This window comes from Tateyamaria sp. 7Alg 36 (assembly GCF_059882455.1).
The window spans coordinates 2,259,977-2,275,495 of sequence record NZ_CM187613.1 but is presented as its reverse complement, the minus strand read 5'-3'; the positions used below and the strand labels follow the sequence as shown (position 1 = coordinate 2,275,495).

Sequence of the window (15,519 nt, the reverse complement as noted above, 5' to 3'; positions counted from 1 at the left end):
CTACTGCAAACCATTTAATGCTCTGTAAAACCAAGAACACCGGACCGCTAAACCTTTAGGTATAAACCGGATCTTAACCGCGGCTGTGCTTAGACTTGCCGCGATCAACCGGAGAATCGCGATGATTGACTGGCAACGGGTGGCACTACTAAAGGCCGAAATCGGTGCCGAGGATTTTGACGAAGTGGTGCCGCTGTTTCTTGAAGAGGTGTCCGAAATCACGCTGCGGCTGGGCACGGAACCCGATCTGGATAACCTTGAGGAAGACCTGCATTGCCTCAAAGGGAGCGCAATGAACCTTGGGTTTGTGAACTTCGCGCGCCTGTGCAGTGACGGCGAAACCCTTGCCGCCAACGGACAGGCGGCGGGGGTCGATATCAGCGGGATCCTGTCAAGTTTTGCAGAATCCCGCCGCACATTCCTAAGCGGACTGGAAACAGGCGTCGCCGCCTAAATGACAAACTGCGCGAGGGTTTCGTCGTTGGTGATGTCCGTATAGGTGAACCCGCCCGCATCTAGCGCTGCGCGGAAACTGTCAAAATTCTCGGGCCGCTGCGTTTCGATCCCGATCAGGACCGACCCGAAGTTGCGCGCCGATTTCTTCAGGTACTCGAACCGCGCAATGTCGTCTTCGGGGCCAAGGATATTCAGGAATTCCTTCAGCGCACCGGGACGTTGCGGCATCCGCAGGATGAAGTATTTTTTGACGCCTGAGTAACGCTGCGCACGTTCCTTGACTTCGGGCAAACGCTCGAAATCGAAATTACCGCCCGACGCGACACAGACAACTGTTTTGCCCGCAATCTGGGACTTGATGTCGTTCAGCGCCTCGATGGCCAGCGCACCGGCAGGTTCCAGCACGATCCCCTCGACGTTCAGCATCTCGACAATTGTGGTACAAATGCGGTCCTCGGCGATACCCAGCACATCCTGCACGTCGATATCCGCCAGCCGCGCAAAAGTACGCTGCCCGATCTTGGCCACGGCGGCCCCGTCCACGAAACTGTTCACCGGCGACACATCAACCGGATGCCCCGAGCGCAGCGCCTCGGCCAAGGACATTGCGCCACGTGGCTCAACCAGTGTCATCGGCACGTGTTCCCCGAAATAGCTGTGCATGCCCGCCGACAATCCGCCGCCGCCCACGGGCAGCACGATCCGATCCGGCAGCTTGCCCAGTTGTTCTTCGATCTCGACCGCGATGGAGGCTTGCCCCTCAATCACGTCCTCATCATCGAATGGCGACAGGAAATGCCCGCCCGTTTCCGCGCAAAACGCCTGCGCCGAGGCCAGCGTGTCGTCGAAATAGTCGCCTGTCAGACGGACTTCGATCCGGTCACCGCCGAACATGCGGGTCTTGAGGATTTTCTGCTGCGGCGTCGTCACCGGCATGAACACCACGCCGCGCACCCCGAAATGGCGGCACATATACGCAACGCCCTGCGCATGGTTGCCCGCGCTGGCGCAAACAAAAACCGCATCCTCACGCATCACCTTGCGCATCGCGTTGAACGCGCCGCGCAGCTTGTAGGACCGCACAGGGCTCAAATCCTCGCGCTTGAGCCAGATATCCGCCCCATATCGCGCCGACAGCAGATCATTGCGCAACAGCGGCGTTGGCGGAAATACGTCACGCATCGCACGCTCGCCAGCGCGGGCACCGTCCTGAAAGCTCATCCGCTCATCCTTTATCGCATTGTTGCCGACGTAACGGCCTTGCCCTCATGGGTCAATCTTGCCCCTAATGCGCAAAAGCGGTATCGCCAGCCAAACCTGAAGAGGAATATCAAGATTATGAGCGCCCCAAAGAAAGTCGTCCTCGCCTATTCCGGCGGTCTGGACACGTCGATCATCCTGAAATGGCTGCAAACCGAATACGGTTGCGAGGTTGTGACCTTTACCGCCGACCTCGGTCAGGGTGAAGAACTGGAACCCGCCCGTGCCAAAGCGGAGATGATGGGGGCCTCGTCCATCTATATCGAAGACGTCCGCGAAGAGTTCGTGCGCGATTTCGTGTTCCCGATGTTCCGCGCCAATGCGCTTTACGAAGGTCTGTACCTGCTGGGCACCTCCATTGCGCGCCCGCTGATTTCCAAACGTCTGGTCGAAATCGCCGCCGCCGAAGGGGCCGACGCAGTCGCCCACGGTGCCACTGGCAAGGGCAACGATCAGGTCCGTTTCGAACTGGCCGCCTATGCGCTGAACCCCGATATCAAGGTGATCGCGCCATGGCGCGAGTGGGATCTGTCGAGCCGCACCAAGCTGATCGACTTTGCCGAAAAGCACCAGATCCCGATCGCCAAGGACAAACGCGGTGAGGCGCCGTTCAGCGTGGACGCGAACCTCCTGCACACCTCGTCCGAGGGCAAAGTGCTGGAAGACCCCGCCGTTGACGCGCCCGATTACGTCTATCAGCGCACCGTCGCCCCCGAGGATGCACCGAACGAACCCGAGTACATCGAAGTCGGTTTCGAAAAGGGCGATGCAGTCTCTATCAACGGGGAAATGATGTCTCCGGCGACGATTCTGACCGAATTGAACCGCCTTGGCGGCAAGCACGGCATTGGCCGTCTTGATCTGGTTGAAGGGCGTTTTGTCGGCATGAAGTCACGCGGCATCTACGAAACACCTGGCGGTACAGTCCTGCTTGAAGCGCATCGCGGCATCGAACAAATCACCCTTGATCGCGGCGCTGCGCACCTCAAGGACGAAATGATGCCCCGCTATGCCGAGTTGATCTATAACGGTTTCTGGTTCTCGCCGGAGCGTGAGATGCTGCAAGCCTTGATCGACAAAAGCCAAGAGCATGTCACCGGCACTGTCCGTTTGAAACTGTACAAAGGTCTGGCGCGCACGGTTGGCCGTTGGTCCGATCACAGCCTGTATTCCGAGGCGCACGTGACGTTCGAGGACGATGCAGGTGCCTATGACCAGAAGGACGCGGCAGGCTTTATCCAGTTGAACGCCCTACGTCTGAAACTGTTGGCTGCGCGGGACCGTCGCCTTAAATCGTGATCTTGTGCGCGGCGAGGGCCTCGTAATGAGGCATCGCCGCGTCCGCCAAACGAGCATAGTCGCCTGTCAGTTCGGGCAGTGGCCCCTCTGCCCCTTCAAATCCGGTCGAATCGTGCACGGCGCCGTACCAATGCGCGGCCCAGACACCATCCTGCGGATGCCCCCCTTTGGACCAGCGCAGCATGTTCGGCGTCCAGTCGATGCCCACACGCGCGCACAGCATCTGTAACATTCCGCTCGGGTTGTCCCGAATATCCGCTGAATCGATGACAATCGGATCGTCGGTACGGTTCAGGATTTTCACCTGCTGCACAAAGCCGAGGTCAGACAGAACCGGCGCCTCGCGCTTTTTGGCATAGCTTGCCACCACCCGCGCCGGATGCCGGATCAGCAGCACATGTCGCATCTTTTCCATCCAGTCGGTCGGCCAATCGGGATACATGTGATGGGCCATGTGCTTTTGATAAAAAACAGGCTCTGACACTGGGGAAACAAGGGATTTCGCCACCTCTGACGGGTCCGTTGGCTGGCTCTCCAATATAGCGTCGCGCATGGGATGATCGTCGCCGCTGCGCTTGAGAAAGGCGGCGTAAAACGGTTCATCCACCACGCGGGAATCCCCCCGCGCAGCAAAGCTATACATCATGGCCGTCGACAGATTGCGCGGCCCAGACCACATGGCGATACGTTTTGTCATATGCGCACGCTAGAACGACGCACCGGCGGGGTAAACGGCAATCACAGCTGCGCGACCTCCCGTGGCTGTGAATTGTAAACCTTTGGTTTCTGACACAGGGTTCCGCCCAAAAGGGAGCACCGCCATGACCAAGATACGCACGATCAAATCGGTTGGACTGGCCTTGATGATTGCCATCGGCCTGTTTGCCCAAGCCAAGACAGGCCACGCCCAGAACCTGCAAACCCTGACCGTCGCGGGTGGCTGTTTCTGGTGCGTGGAGGCGGACTTCGAGAAAGTCACCGGCGTGAAAGAGGCCGTTTCAGGCTTTGCTGGCGGCACGGTGGCGAACCCGACCTATAAACAGGTCGTCGGCGGTGGCACGGGCCACTACGAGGCGGTCGAGATTACCTATGATCCCGCTGAAGTCGATGTGGATACATTGCTGGCGCTGTTTTTCCGGTCGGTCGATCCCACAGACGCGGGCGGCCAGTTCTGTGATCGGGGCGATAGCTACCGAACGGCGATTTTTGCGACACCTGCACAGGTATCAGCTGCCGAAAAGGCCAAGGCAGATGCCGCCGCTGATTTGGGCCAGACCGTCGTGACCCCGATCCTTGAGGCAACGACGTTCTACCCCGCCGATGGCTACCATCAGGATTATTACAAGCAAAACGATCTGATCCTGACCCGCTTTGGTCCGAAAACCAAAGCGAAGGCATACAAAGCCTACCGTGATGCCTGTGGCCGCGATGCACGGGTGAAACAGCTTTGGGGCTCTGCCGCGCCGTTTGTGGGCGGCTAGACCAGCCGCGCGTCCTCGATATCCTTAAGGTCGGGGATCACATCCGCTGTACCGCGCCGCGTCACCATCAGTGCCCCCGCTTGGGTAGCAAGCGACAAAGCTTGCAGCATCGGCATGCCCCGATCCAGCCCCGCAACCAGAAAGCCGGTGAACGTATCACCAGCCCCTGTCGTATCAACGGGCGTGACCGGAATTGCGGGAATATCAGTCTCTGTTCCGGCGGAAACGTCCAACCAACGGCACCCGTCGCCCCCCAAGGTAACAACGATTGAATCGATCCCGAGGTCTTTCAAATCTGTCTTTAGCGCGGCAACCAGTTGCTCCGCCTCGACCTCGTTCAACACCAGCATATCGGTATAGGGCAGCACCGCTGCGACCGCCTCGGCGTCAAACGGGGCGGCGGCATAGATGACCCGCAGGCCAAGACGCTTGGCGGTTTGCGCGGCGAACAACTGGCCGTTGGTTTCATTTTGCAGGACCAGACAATCGCCCGCCGCCGCATCCGAAAGGGCCGCCCCAATCATATCGTTGGTGATGGCGCGGTTTGCGCCGGAAAACAGGATGATCTGGTTTTCCCCGTCTTCGGACACGGCGATGTTCGCATGCCCCGTCGCCTCGTCCGACAGGGATGCGATATGGCGCGTATCGACGCCGTATTCCATCAACCGCTCGACCGTCCACGTCCCTTCGGCACCGACCGCGCCGATATGGGTCACGCGCGCCGCCGCCCGAGCCATCGCAACGGACATATTCGCGCCCTTGCCGCCCAATCCGCGTGAAAACTCTGCCGCGCCCAAAGTTTCCCCCGCCGCTGGCAGGTGCGGGACGCGGTAAAAGTTGTCGATGTTGATCGACCCGAGATTCCAGACAGCCATCAGCCCACCTTGCAGGCCGCAAGCACGGCCATGTTAAGAATATCGTTTGCGGTCGACACGGTTGAACAGATCTGGATCGAACCATCGACCCCCGCAAGGATCGGGCCGATCACCGTCGCGCCCCCCATTTCCTGCATCAGCTTGACCGAGATGCTGGCCGAATGGCGCGCGGGCACCACCAGAATGTTCGCGGGCCCCGTCAGGCGCGAGAACGGATAGGCCGCCTGTGCCTGCGCGTTCAACGCCACATCGACCGTCATTTCGCCCTCGTATTCGAAATCGACGCCACGGGCATCCAGAACACGCGGTGCCTGATGCATCTTCTCGGCCCGCTCGGACACCGGATAGCCGAAGGTCGAAAAGCTGACAAAGGCGACACGCGGCTCAAGCCCCATGTTACGCGCCACGACAGCGGCTTGGGTGGCGATATCGGCAAGGTCTTCCTCGTTCGGCCATTCGTGCACCAAAGTGTCCGCGATGAACACGATGCGTCCCTTGTGAATCAACGCCGTAATGCCCGCCGCCTTGCTGTTCGCGTCGGCAGTATAGACATGGTTGATCCGGTCGAGGATGTGCGAGGATTTCCGCGTCGCCCCCGTGACCAACCCGTCACCATGCCCGTGCGCCAGCATAAGCGCGGAAAACACGTGCCGATCCCGCGCGGCGAGGCGGTGAATATCCGAACGGTCAAAACCGCGCCGCTGGAGCCGGTCGTAAAGGTGCGATTTGTACTGATCCAGATGTGTGGTGTTGGCGGCGTTCACCACCTCCAACTCACGCGCCGCATCGCCCAGCCCCGCCTCTTCCAGCTTGGCCTTGACGTCATCGCTGCGCCCGACAACCAGCGCTTTGCCAAAGCCGGAGCGTTGGTACATGACCGCAGCGCGCAACACACGCGGATCGTCGCCCTCGGCAAAGATCATGCGGGCCTGCGCGGCGCGGGCGCGCGCGTTGATGCCGGTCAGAATGCTGGCCGTCGGATCCATGCGGGATTTCAGGCTAAGCTCATAAGCGTCCATGTCGATGATCGGCCGACGCGCAACGCCGGTGTCCATCCCCGCCTTGGCGACAGCGGTCGGAATGCGGTGGATCAAGCGCGGATCAAATGGCGTTGGAATGATGTAATCGCGCCCGAAGGACAGGGATTTGCCATAGGCCAGCGCCACTTCGTCCGGCACGTCCTCTCGTGCCAACGCAGCAAGAGCGTGGGCACAGGCAATCTTCATCTCGTCATTGATGGCGCGGGCGTGGATGTCCAGCGCGCCGCGGAACAGGTAGGGAAAGCCGAGGACGTTGTTCACCTGATTTGGATAATCGCTGCGCCCCGTGGCAACGATGGCGTCCATCCGCACCTCGTGCGCCTCTTCGGGGGTAATCTCGGGGTCGGGGTTCGCCATGGCAAAGATGACCGGATTGTCCGCCATGCTTTGGACCATCGCGGGCGTCACCGCCCCCTTGACCGACACACCAAGGAACACATCCGCACCCACCATCGCCTCTTCGAGCGTGCGCAGTTCGGTCTTTACCGCATGGGCCGATTTCCACTGGTTCATACCTTCGGTACGGCCCTGATAAATGACACCTTTGGTGTCACAGGCGATACAGTTGTCGTGCCGCGCGCCCATGGATTTCAACAGCTCCACGCAGGCAATGCCCGCCGCGCCGGCGCCATTCAGCACAATTTTGACGTCTTCGATCTTTTTACCAGACAGATGCAACGCATTGATCAACCCAGCCGCACAGATCACCGCCGTCCCGTGCTGGTCGTCGTGAAAGACGGGAATGTCCATTTCCTCTTTCAGACGCTGTTCGATGATAAAACATTCCGGCGCCTTGATGTCCTCAAGGTTGATGCCGCCAAAGGTCGGCCCCATCAACTTGACCGCATTGCAGAACGCATCGGCGTCTTCTGTATCCAGTTCGATATCAATCGAATTGACGTCGGCAAAACGTTTGAACAGGACCGCCTTGCCCTCCATCACCGGCTTTGATCCCAGCGCCCCGAGGTTGCCAAGGCCCAGCACGGCCGTCCCGTTGGAAATCACCGCAACGAGATTGCCCTTGTTGGTATAGTCGTAAGCCAACTCGGGGTTTTCGGCGATCCGTTCGCACGGCACCGCAACACCTGGCGAATAGGCGAGGCTGAGGTCACGCTGCGTCGTCATCGGGACGGTCGCGGTGATCTCGAATTTTCCGGGTGTCGGCTCCAAATGGAACGCCAACGCCTCTTCTGGGGTGACCTTGTTGTTTGCCATGTGATGCATCCTCCCTGACTTAACGGGTCTTATCCCACCGACGCCCTTCGCTCAATCGACTTTGGCTTTCGCTTGGGCGGCGCTGTTTGTAAGGTCGCGCAAATTCCGCCTCGGGGGGCTAATAGATGTCGATCACGCCAATGATGGCGCAATACCTAGAGATTAAGGCAGCGCATGCCGATGCGCTGCTGTTTTATCGCATGGGTGACTTTTACGAGATGTTCTTCGACGACGCTGTGGCCGCCGCCGCCGCGTTGGATATTGCGCTGACCAAACGGGGCAAGCACGAAGACAAGGACATTCCCATGTGCGGCGTGCCCGTGCATTCCGCCGAAGGCTATCTGCTGACCCTGATCCGCAAAGGGTTCCGCGTCGCCGTGTGCGAACAGATGGAAAGCCCCGCCGAGGCGAAAAAGCGCGGTTCGAAATCCGTGGTCAAGCGTGACGTGGTGCGCCTTGTGACACCTGGCACGTTGATTGAGGATTCGCTGCTTGAGGCACGGCGGCACAATTTCCTCGCCACTTTTTCGGATGTGCGCGGCGAATGCAGCCTGTCTTGGGTCGATATTTCAACCGGCGCGTTTCACGTAATGTCCGTCGGAATGGCTCAGTTAGGGCCTGAATTGGCCCGCCTCGCCCCGTCTGAACTGGTTGTCGCTGACAACAAGGAATCCGCCCTGCGCGAGATTTGCGATGATTTCGGCATTCCGGTCACGACCCTTGGTCTTGCCGCCTTTGACAGTGCTGCGGGGCTGGACAGGCTGACATCGCTGTTCAAGGTCGCCACACTGGATGCCTTCGGCACCTTCACCCGCGCTGAGGTCAGCGCGATGGGTGGGCTGGTCGAATATCTGGAAATTACGCAGAAGGGCAACCTGCCCCTGCTGCGCCCCCCGCAGCAAGAGGCGCTGGCAAAAACGGTCCAGATCGATGCCGCCACGCGCCGCAACCTCGAACTTACCTCTGCCCTGTCTGGCGGGCGGTCCGGCTCCGTCCTCGACGCGATTGACCACACTGTGACGTCGGCAGGCGCGCGGCTGCTGGAACGTCGCGTATCCTCCCCATCGCGCCAGTTAGAGACTGTTATCGGCCGCTTGGCCGCCGTTACCTACTGCGTCGAAAACCAAGGGTTCGCCCAAGACATCCGATCCGCCCTGCGCAGCGTTCCCGACATGGACAGGGCCCTGTCGCGCCTCGCGCTGGATCGTGGCGGACCACGCGATCTTGCCGCCCTGCGGGCAGGTTTGGGTCAAGCCCAAGAGATCGCGGGCAAGCACACAGCCGACATGCCCACTGTCCTCTCTGACGTATTCGCCGACCTTGGTGGCCATGACGAACTGGTCGAACAGCTTGAGGCCGATCTGGTGGCTGAACCCCCGTTGCTTGCCCGCGACGGCGGATTCATAGCATCGGGGTGTGATCCCGATCTCGACGACGCGCGCAAACTGCGCGACGAAGGGCGATCTGTCATCGCGCAGCTGCAACAGGAATATGCAGGCCTGTCCGGTGTCACCACGCTCAAGATCAAGCACAACAATGTCCTCGGCTATTTCATCGAAGTGACCGCCACCCACGCGGACAAGATGATGTCGGCCCCCCTGTCGGAAACCTTCATCCACCGTCAGACGACAGCCAACCAAGTGCGCTTTACCACCGTCGAACTCTCCAGCCTTGAAACCCGCATTCTGAACGCTGGTTCCCAAGCTCTGGAGATAGAAAAGCGTCACTATGAAAGGCTAAAAGCGCTTGTCCTGGCCAATGCGCCGCAGATCAACCAAACCGCGCAAGCCTTGGCTGAAATCGACCTCGCCACCAGTTTCGCCCACCTCGCCGTGACCGAAGACTGGTGCAAACCCACGCTCGATTCCACCCGCGCCTTCGACATCACTGGCGGGCGCCATCCAGTCGTGGAAAAGGCGCTGCGACAACAAGGCGGCGCACCATTCATCGCCAATGATTGCAGCCTGAACGCCGAAGCTTCTGCCGCCATCTGGCTGCTAACAGGCCCGAACATGGCCGGTAAGTCGACATTCCTGCGGCAGAACGCACTCATCGCGATCCTTGCCCAAACCGGCAGCTACGTGCCCGCGACACAGGCCCATATCGGCCTCGTCAGCCAGATTTTCAGCCGCGTTGGCGCGTCGGACGACCTCGCGCGCGGCCGCTCGACCTTTATGGTTGAAATGGTCGAAACCGCCGCCATCCTGAATCAGGCCGACGATCGTGCACTGGTCATCCTCGACGAAATCGGGCGCGGCACAGCCACATATGACGGCCTGTCGATCGCATGGGCAACGCTGGAACATCTGCACGACGTCAACCGCTCGCGCGCACTGTTCGCAACGCACTACCATGAAATGACCGCCCTCGCCGGCAAGCTCGACGGCGTCGACAATGCCACGGTCGCGGTCAAGGAATGGGATGGCGAGGTGGTCTTTTTGCACGAAGTGCGCCGTGGCGCCGCCGACCGGTCCTACGGCGTACAGGTCGCGCAACTTGCCGGTCTGCCAGATGCAGTGATCGCCCGCGCCCGTGTGGTCCTCGACGCACTGGAAAGCGGCGAACGCGAAGGCGGCGCAACGAAAAAGACCCTGATCGACGATCTGCCGCTGTTCGCTGCGCCCGCCCCTGCCCCACAGGTCAAAACCGCACCGTCGCCCGCACTGGATATCCTGAACGACATCCACCCCGACGACCTCACCCCGAAAGAAGCGCTCGATCTTATCTACAAGCTCAAAGCCGCTGCGACCTCGTAAACAAAAAATGGTGCGGTCCATCACAGACCGCACCATCATTGTTCTTCAAATATGCAAATCTTAGCTTGCAGGCATTGATGACACACCGACCTGCGCGGGACGCAGCAACCGGTCGTGCAACATGAAACCTTCGGCAGCGACCTGAATGATCTCGCCCGACTTGGTGCCGGGAACAGGCGCTTCGAACATTGCCTGATGGTGCTGTGGGTCAAACGTATCGCCGACTTCCGGCGCGATCACTTCGATCCCGTGCTTCTTGAACACGTTCAGCAACTCGCGCATCGTCAACTCGACACCCTCCAGCAATGCGCCGGACACTTCACGCTGTTCATCGGTCGCCGCCTCAAGCGCGCGCTTCATGTTGTCATAGACGGGCAACATGTCACGGGCCAGTTTCGACCCACCATAGTTCTCGGCCTCGCGACGGTCTTTCTCGGACCGTTTGCGCGCGTTTTCCGCATCGGCCAGTGCCCGCATAAAGCGGTCTTTCAGCTGGTCACGCTCAGCGCGCAGCTGGTCAAGTTCCATCGCTTCGTCATCAATCTCCATCATGTCGTCGGCGTATTCTTCGCCTTCGGCCGTGTCGATATCATCTAGAAAATCATCATTCTTTGGCTCAGCCATTGTTCACCTTTCACTGCGGTCTGACAGCATTCGCCCGACCAGCTGGGCTGTGTAATCCACAATCGGAACGATGCGGCCATAGTTCAGCCGCGTGGGTCCGATGACCCCGACCGCTCCGATAATCTTTCGATCCGCGTTCATATATGGGGAAACCACCAAAGAGGAACCCGAAAGTGAGAAAAGTTTGTTCTCAGAGCCAATAAAAATGCGCACGCCGTCACCCGCTTCGGTCAGGTGCAGGAATTCGGCAATGTCCCGCTTGCGCTCGAGATCATCAAACAGGGACCGGATGCGATCCAGATCGCCCGCCTCGGTCGTATCGTCCAACAGGTTCGCACGGCCCCGCACGATCAGGCGATCAGGTGAATCACCATCCCCTTCCCACGATGCCAGACCGCTTTCCACAAGCGCTTGAGACAGCGCGTCGATCTCTTGACGCCGTCCCTCCATCTCGCGCTGTACAATGGTTTTCACCTCGCTCAGCGTATGGCCCTCGATCATCGCGTTCAGGAAGTTCGCCGCCTCGCGCATGGACGATTGCGTTTGTCCGGGTGGCGGTTGGAACAGCCGGTTCTCCACATGGCCATCGGCGAACACGATCACGACCAGCGCCTGATCCGGCCCCAATGGCACAAAATCAAGGTGCTTGATCGGAGCCTCGCGTTTCGGCGTCAGCACCAGCGACGCGCCCTGCGTCACCCCCGACAGCGCCGAACCGACGCGGTCCAACAGGCCCGCAACATCGCGTTCGTTCGATCCCAGCGTCGCGTCGATCTTCTCGCGATCGGACTCGTCGGGCACGCTGATCTCCATCAGCCCGTCCACAAACATGCGCAGCCCCATCTGGGTCGGCACGCGGCCCGCGCTGACATGGGGGCTGCCCAGCAAGCCCATGAACTCAAGATCCTGCATCACATTGCGGATGGTCGCCGCGCTGACCTTTTCGCTGAAGTCGCGCGTCAGCGTGCGGGATCCGACCGGATCACCACTCTCCAGATATCCTTCGACCACGCGGCGAAACACCTCGCGCGAGCGGTCATTCATATCGTCCAGCAATTTCCGAGTATCTGTCATCGTCTGTATTAAAGTCCCAGAAAATCAAAGGTCAATCGGGGTTGCCACTGGCCCGACCCTAGCGGTATCCCAGCTTAGTAGCGAAAGGAAATTCTATGCGCCCGTCAGGACGACAGTTAAGCGAAATGCGCGCCGTTTCAATCGAAACAGGCTTTACCAAACACGCCGAGGGCTCCGCCCTGATTAAAATGGGCGATACGCACGTTTTGTGCACAGCAACAATCGAAGAACGCGTTCCGCCGTTTATCAAAGGCTCCGGCCTTGGCTGGGTTACGGCAGAATACGGCATGCTGCCCCGCGCCACCAACACGCGGATGCGTCGAGAGGCGGCGTCGGGCAAACAAGGCGGACGCACCGTTGAAATCCAGCGCCTGATCGGCCGCGCCCTGCGCGCCGGTGTCGACCGTGTCGCACTGGGCGAACGCCAGATCACCATCGACTGTGACGTTCTGCAAGCAGACGGCGGCACGCGCTGCGCCTCGATCACCGGCGGCTGGGTTGCACTACGCCTCGCCGTTGGAAAACTGATGAAGGCGGGCGATGTGACAACCAACCCGCTGATCTCTCCTGTATCGGCGGTCAGCTGCGGTATCTATGCGGGCCAGCCCGTGCTTGACCTTGATTACCCCGAGGACAGCGAAGCAGGCGTTGACGGCAACTTTATCATGATGGGCGACGGTCAACTGATCGAAATCCAGATGAGCGCCGAAGGCTCCACCTTCTCGCGCGGGCAGATGAACCAGCTGATGGATCTGGCCGAAAAAGGCACAGGCGAACTGGCCGCTGCGCAATTGGCTGCCTGCGCATGACACGGGCGTTCGACGGCAAGCGTATCCTGATCGCGACCCATAACGCGGGCAAGCTGGAAGAGATGGAACAGCTGTTCGCGCCCTTCGGGGTCGAGGTTGTCGGGGCTGCGGCCCTGAACCTGCCCGAGCCAGAAGAGACGGAAAACACCTTTGTCGGCAACGCTCGGATCAAAGCGCATGCCGCGACCAAGGCGACGGGCCTGCCCGCGCTGGCCGACGATTCAGGGATCGAGGTGGATGGCCTTGATGGCGCGCCTGGCGTCTATACCGCCGATTGGGCCGAAACGCCCAACGGGCGGGATTTCATGATGGCCATGAACCGTACCCACGACGAACTGGTCAAACGCGACGCGCCCCAACCATGGACCGCACGGTTCTGTTCCACAATGGTTTTGGCGTGGCCCGACGGGCATGACGAAGTGTTTGCAGGCACAGCCGAAGGCACGCTTGTCTGGCCTGTGCGGGGTGCCTTGGGCCACGGTTATGACCCGATGTTCCAACCCGTTGGCCACGACCGCACTTTTGCCGAGATGTCCGCAGACGAAAAAAACGCCATCAGTCACCGCGCTGACAGCTTTGCCAAACTGATCGCTGGCTGCTTTGGCTGAAGATTGGGAAAACGGCGGGTTCGGCCTGTACTTGCACTGGCCGTTCTGCGCTGCAAAATGTCCCTATTGCGACTTCAACAGTCACGTTTCCCAGTCCGTAGACCATGACGCATGGCGGATCGCCTTTCTGGACGAGATCGAAAAGGCCGGCGCGCAAACCCAAGGGCGCGTGCTGCGATCCGTCTTTTTCGGTGGTGGCACCCCCAGTTTGATGGCGCCCACCACGGTCGAAGCGATCATGCGCAAGATCACTGACACGTGGCCAACGGCAAACGATCTTGAAATCACGCTTGAGGCCAACCCGACCTCTGTCGAAGCGCAGAAATTCGCGGCCTTCCGTTCTGCTGGCGTGAACCGCGTGTCCATGGGCATTCAAGCATTAAACGACACGGATCTGCGCCGTTTGGGGCGGATGCATACTGCCGCTGAGGGCCTCGCCGCGTTTGACATCGCGCGTCGTACCTTTGATCGCGTCAGTTTTGACCTCATGTACGGACGGCAGGAACAAACATTGTCGTCTTGGGAATCCGAGTTGCGGCAGGCGCTGTCCCTCGGGTTGGATCACGTATCGCTGTACCAGCTCACAATCGAATCCGGCACTGTGTTCGGGGATCGGTACAAACTGGGCAAACTGCGCGGCCTGCCCGACGACGACCTGTCCGCCGACATGTACGCGGTTACGAATGACATTTGTGCAGGCTTTGGCTTGCCACGCTACGAAGTCTCTAATCATGCCAAAGACGGCTCTGAATCTCGGCACAATTTGATCTATTGGCGTTATGGAGATTATGTCGGCATCGGTCCTGGCGCGCACGGGCGACTGACCACTAGCGTTGGCCGCGTCGCGACTGAGCAGAAGCGCATGCCAGCCGCTTGGCTGGAAGGCACGAACCGCGAAGTCCGTACCGCCCTCGCCCCTAGCGATCAGGCAGTTGAAATGCTGATGATGGGTTTGCGCGTTGCGGACGGTGTGGACATCGACCGGTACGAAAACCTTGGGGGGACACCGCTGCCCCCCCATCGGATCGACGAACTTGTCGAAATGGGCCTGCTAATACAAGAAAACAGGCGAATTCGCGTTACAGATCAAGGGTTTACCTTGCTGAACGGTGTACTGCGCACCCTCTTGGCGGACTAAGGGGCGCTCAGCTTGCGGCACAGGTCGTCCAGCTGGTCCAAACTTTCGTAAGACAGCGTAACCTGACCCGATTCCCCATCCGGCTTGTGCGTCAGTGTCACTTTTAAACCTGTCGCCGCAGACAGATCCGCCTCAAGCGCGCGGGTGTCGGCATCTTTCTCTAACGCGGGCGATTTACGCGCTTTTGCGGAAGGTTCAGGCGGATCACCCGCCGCACTTCTTTTCACCAACGCTTCGGTTGCACGCACAGACAGCCCTTGGGCGATGACCTGTTTGGCCAACCCTTCTGGATCATCCGACGTGATCAACGCCCGCGCATGTCCGGTGCTCAGCGTCCCTTCGGCAAGATGCTTTTGAACCGCATCCGGCAGCCCAAGAAGACGCAGAAGGTTCGCAATATGGCTGCGGCTTTTACCAAGCGCTTCGGCCATTTTCTCCTGCGTGTGCCCGAACCGATCCATCAACTGCTTATAGCCAGCCGCCTCTTCAATCGGGTTCAGGTCCGCACGCTGAATGTTCTCGATGATCGCAACTTCGAGGACTTCGGTGTCCGAAAAATCCCGGACAATGATCGGCAAAGTATGCAACTGCGCCTGTTGCGCCGCACGCCAGCGCCGCTCGCCCGCAACGATCTCATAACCATCACCGGACGGACGCACGATCAAAGGCTGCAAAACGCCCTTTTCCTTAATCGACGCGACCAGATCATCCAGCGGCGCGGAATCAAACCGTTTGCGTGGCTGGTTCGGGTTCGGGTGAATACGCTCAATCGCGACCTGCTGTTCCGCCCCACGGGGCGACACGGCTTGCTGTTCGGTTTCGGCCACATCCGCCATCAATGCGGACAGCCCACGGCCCAACCCTCGTTTTTTGTCCATCGCCAT

The 15,519-nt window shown here is 59.8% G+C and carries 14 protein-coding genes; 7 read left to right on the top strand and 7 right to left on the bottom strand.

Features of this window, described 5'->3' with window-relative positions; translation table 11 throughout:
• Positions 1-121 precede the first annotated feature (121 nt).
• Complete coding sequence (locus tag AC6GQJ_RS11140; RefSeq protein ID WP_500768186.1) at positions 122-454, top strand: Hpt domain-containing protein; 333 nt, start codon at positions 122-124, stop codon at positions 452-454.
• Here the strand turns inward: AC6GQJ_RS11140 and ilvA are convergent.
• A complete protein-coding gene (gene ilvA, locus AC6GQJ_RS11135; protein ID WP_500768184.1) occupies positions 451-1,677 on the bottom strand; it encodes a threonine ammonia-lyase IlvA in 1,227 nt (408 codons plus the stop codon). The two genes, AC6GQJ_RS11140 and ilvA, sit on opposite strands and share 4 nt — an antisense overlap.
• A 117-nt stretch (positions 1,678-1,794) precedes the next feature.
• Between ilvA and AC6GQJ_RS11130 the strand changes: the two genes are divergently transcribed.
• The gene (locus AC6GQJ_RS11130; RefSeq protein ID WP_500768182.1) at positions 1,795-3,015 is read left to right on the top strand and encodes an argininosuccinate synthase; all 1,221 of its coding nucleotides are present in this window, start codon (positions 1,795-1,797) and stop codon (positions 3,013-3,015) included.
• Here AC6GQJ_RS11130 and AC6GQJ_RS11125 read toward each other — a convergent pair.
• Positions 3,005-3,712 carry a sulfotransferase-like domain-containing protein gene (locus AC6GQJ_RS11125; RefSeq protein WP_500768180.1) on the bottom strand — a complete coding sequence of 236 codons (708 nt, stop codon included), beginning with the start codon at positions 3,710-3,712 and terminating at the stop codon, positions 3,005-3,007. The genes AC6GQJ_RS11130 and AC6GQJ_RS11125 overlap by 11 nt on opposite strands.
• A gap of 124 nt (positions 3,713-3,836) precedes the next feature.
• Between AC6GQJ_RS11125 and msrA the strand changes: the two genes are divergently transcribed.
• The gene (msrA, locus tag AC6GQJ_RS11120; RefSeq protein ID WP_500768178.1) at positions 3,837-4,496 is read left to right on the top strand and encodes a peptide-methionine (S)-S-oxide reductase MsrA; all 660 of its coding nucleotides are present in this window, start codon (positions 3,837-3,839) and stop codon (positions 4,494-4,496) included.
• On the opposite strand, the gene AC6GQJ_RS11115 is transcribed toward msrA, so the two are convergent.
• Both AC6GQJ_RS11115 and AC6GQJ_RS11110 read right to left on the bottom strand, forming a co-directional pair.
• On the bottom strand, positions 4,493-5,371 hold the full coding sequence (locus AC6GQJ_RS11115; protein ID WP_500768176.1) for a ribokinase: 879 nt from the start codon (positions 5,369-5,371) through the stop codon (positions 4,493-4,495). The genes msrA and AC6GQJ_RS11115 overlap by 4 nt on opposite strands.
• Positions 5,371-7,626 carry an NADP-dependent malic enzyme gene (locus tag AC6GQJ_RS11110; RefSeq protein WP_500768174.1) on the bottom strand — a complete coding sequence of 752 codons (2,256 nt, stop codon included), beginning with the start codon at positions 7,624-7,626 and terminating at the stop codon, positions 5,371-5,373. The genes AC6GQJ_RS11115 and AC6GQJ_RS11110 overlap by 1 nt, the downstream gene beginning before the upstream one ends.
• 125 nt (positions 7,627-7,751) lie before the next feature.
• Here AC6GQJ_RS11110 and mutS point away from each other — a divergent pair, with 125 nt between their 5' ends.
• Positions 7,752-10,382 (top strand): DNA mismatch repair protein MutS, encoded by a 2,631-nt coding sequence (gene mutS, locus AC6GQJ_RS11105; protein ID WP_500768172.1) that lies wholly within the window; start codon positions 7,752-7,754, stop codon positions 10,380-10,382.
• 60 nt (positions 10,383-10,442) lie between these two features.
• On the opposite strand, the gene AC6GQJ_RS11100 is transcribed toward mutS, so the two are convergent.
• A complete protein-coding gene (locus AC6GQJ_RS11100) occupies positions 10,443-11,006 on the bottom strand; it encodes a nucleotide exchange factor GrpE (RefSeq protein WP_500768170.1) in 564 nt (187 codons plus the stop codon).
• A gap of 3 nt (positions 11,007-11,009) precedes the next feature.
• A complete protein-coding gene (gene hrcA / locus AC6GQJ_RS11095) occupies positions 11,010-12,080 on the bottom strand; it encodes a heat-inducible transcriptional repressor HrcA (protein WP_500768168.1) in 1,071 nt (356 codons plus the stop codon).
• A 95-nt stretch (positions 12,081-12,175) separates the two neighbouring features.
• Here hrcA and rph point away from each other — a divergent pair, with 95 nt between their 5' ends.
• The 3 genes from rph to hemW are packed head-to-tail and all read left to right on the top strand — an operon-like array spanning position 12,176 to position 14,635.
• The gene (gene rph / locus AC6GQJ_RS11090) at positions 12,176-12,889 is read left to right on the top strand and encodes a ribonuclease PH (RefSeq protein WP_500768166.1); all 714 of its coding nucleotides are present in this window, start codon (positions 12,176-12,178) and stop codon (positions 12,887-12,889) included.
• The gene (rdgB, locus tag AC6GQJ_RS11085) at positions 12,886-13,497 is read left to right on the top strand and encodes an RdgB/HAM1 family non-canonical purine NTP pyrophosphatase (protein ID WP_500768164.1); all 612 of its coding nucleotides are present in this window, start codon (positions 12,886-12,888) and stop codon (positions 13,495-13,497) included. The genes rph and rdgB overlap by 4 nt, the downstream gene beginning before the upstream one ends.
• On the top strand, positions 13,490-14,635 hold the full coding sequence (gene hemW / locus AC6GQJ_RS11080) for a radical SAM family heme chaperone HemW (protein ID WP_500768162.1): 1,146 nt from the start codon (positions 13,490-13,492) through the stop codon (positions 14,633-14,635). Before rdgB ends, hemW begins: the two co-directional genes overlap by 8 nt.
• Here the strand turns inward: hemW and AC6GQJ_RS11075 are convergent.
• Positions 14,632-15,519, bottom strand: coding sequence for a ParB/RepB/Spo0J family partition protein (locus tag AC6GQJ_RS11075; protein WP_500768160.1), 888 nt, complete (start codon positions 15,517-15,519; stop codon positions 14,632-14,634). The genes hemW and AC6GQJ_RS11075 overlap by 4 nt on opposite strands.

What these genes read in the sequence shown, in the direction of transcription:
- rph (WP_500768166.1), top strand. Translation starts at nt 12,176, where the DNA reads ATGCGCCCGTCAGGACGACAGTTAAGCGAAATGCGCGCCGTTTCAATC.
- rdgB (WP_500768164.1), top strand. Translation starts at nt 12,886, where the DNA reads ATGACACGGGCGTTCGACGGCAAGCGTATCCTGATCGCGACCCATAAC.
- hrcA (WP_500768168.1), bottom strand. Translation starts at nt 12,080, where the DNA reads ATGACAGATACTCGGAAATTGCTGGACGATATGAATGACCGCTCGCGC.
- AC6GQJ_RS11115 (WP_500768176.1), bottom strand. Translation starts at nt 5,371, where the DNA reads ATGGCTGTCTGGAATCTCGGGTCGATCAACATCGACAACTTTTACCGC.
- AC6GQJ_RS11130 (WP_500768182.1), top strand. Translation starts at nt 1,795, where the DNA reads ATGAGCGCCCCAAAGAAAGTCGTCCTCGCCTATTCCGGCGGTCTGGAC.
- AC6GQJ_RS11100 (WP_500768170.1), bottom strand. Translation starts at nt 11,006, where the DNA reads ATGGCTGAGCCAAAGAATGATGATTTTCTAGATGATATCGACACGGCC.
- AC6GQJ_RS11140 (WP_500768186.1), top strand. Translation starts at nt 122, where the DNA reads ATGATTGACTGGCAACGGGTGGCACTACTAAAGGCCGAAATCGGTGCC.
- AC6GQJ_RS11110 (WP_500768174.1), bottom strand. Translation starts at nt 7,626, where the DNA reads ATGGCAAACAACAAGGTCACCCCAGAAGAGGCGTTGGCGTTCCATTTG.
- AC6GQJ_RS11075 (WP_500768160.1), bottom strand. Translation starts at nt 15,519, where the DNA reads ATGGCGATGGACAAAAAACGAGGGTTGGGCCGTGGGCTGTCCGCATTG.
- AC6GQJ_RS11125 (WP_500768180.1), bottom strand. Translation starts at nt 3,712, where the DNA reads ATGACAAAACGTATCGCCATGTGGTCTGGGCCGCGCAATCTGTCGACG.
- ilvA (WP_500768184.1), bottom strand. Translation starts at nt 1,677, where the DNA reads ATGAGCTTTCAGGACGGTGCCCGCGCTGGCGAGCGTGCGATGCGTGAC.
- msrA (WP_500768178.1), top strand. Translation starts at nt 3,837, where the DNA reads ATGACCAAGATACGCACGATCAAATCGGTTGGACTGGCCTTGATGATT.
- mutS (WP_500768172.1), top strand. Translation starts at nt 7,752, where the DNA reads ATGTCGATCACGCCAATGATGGCGCAATACCTAGAGATTAAGGCAGCG.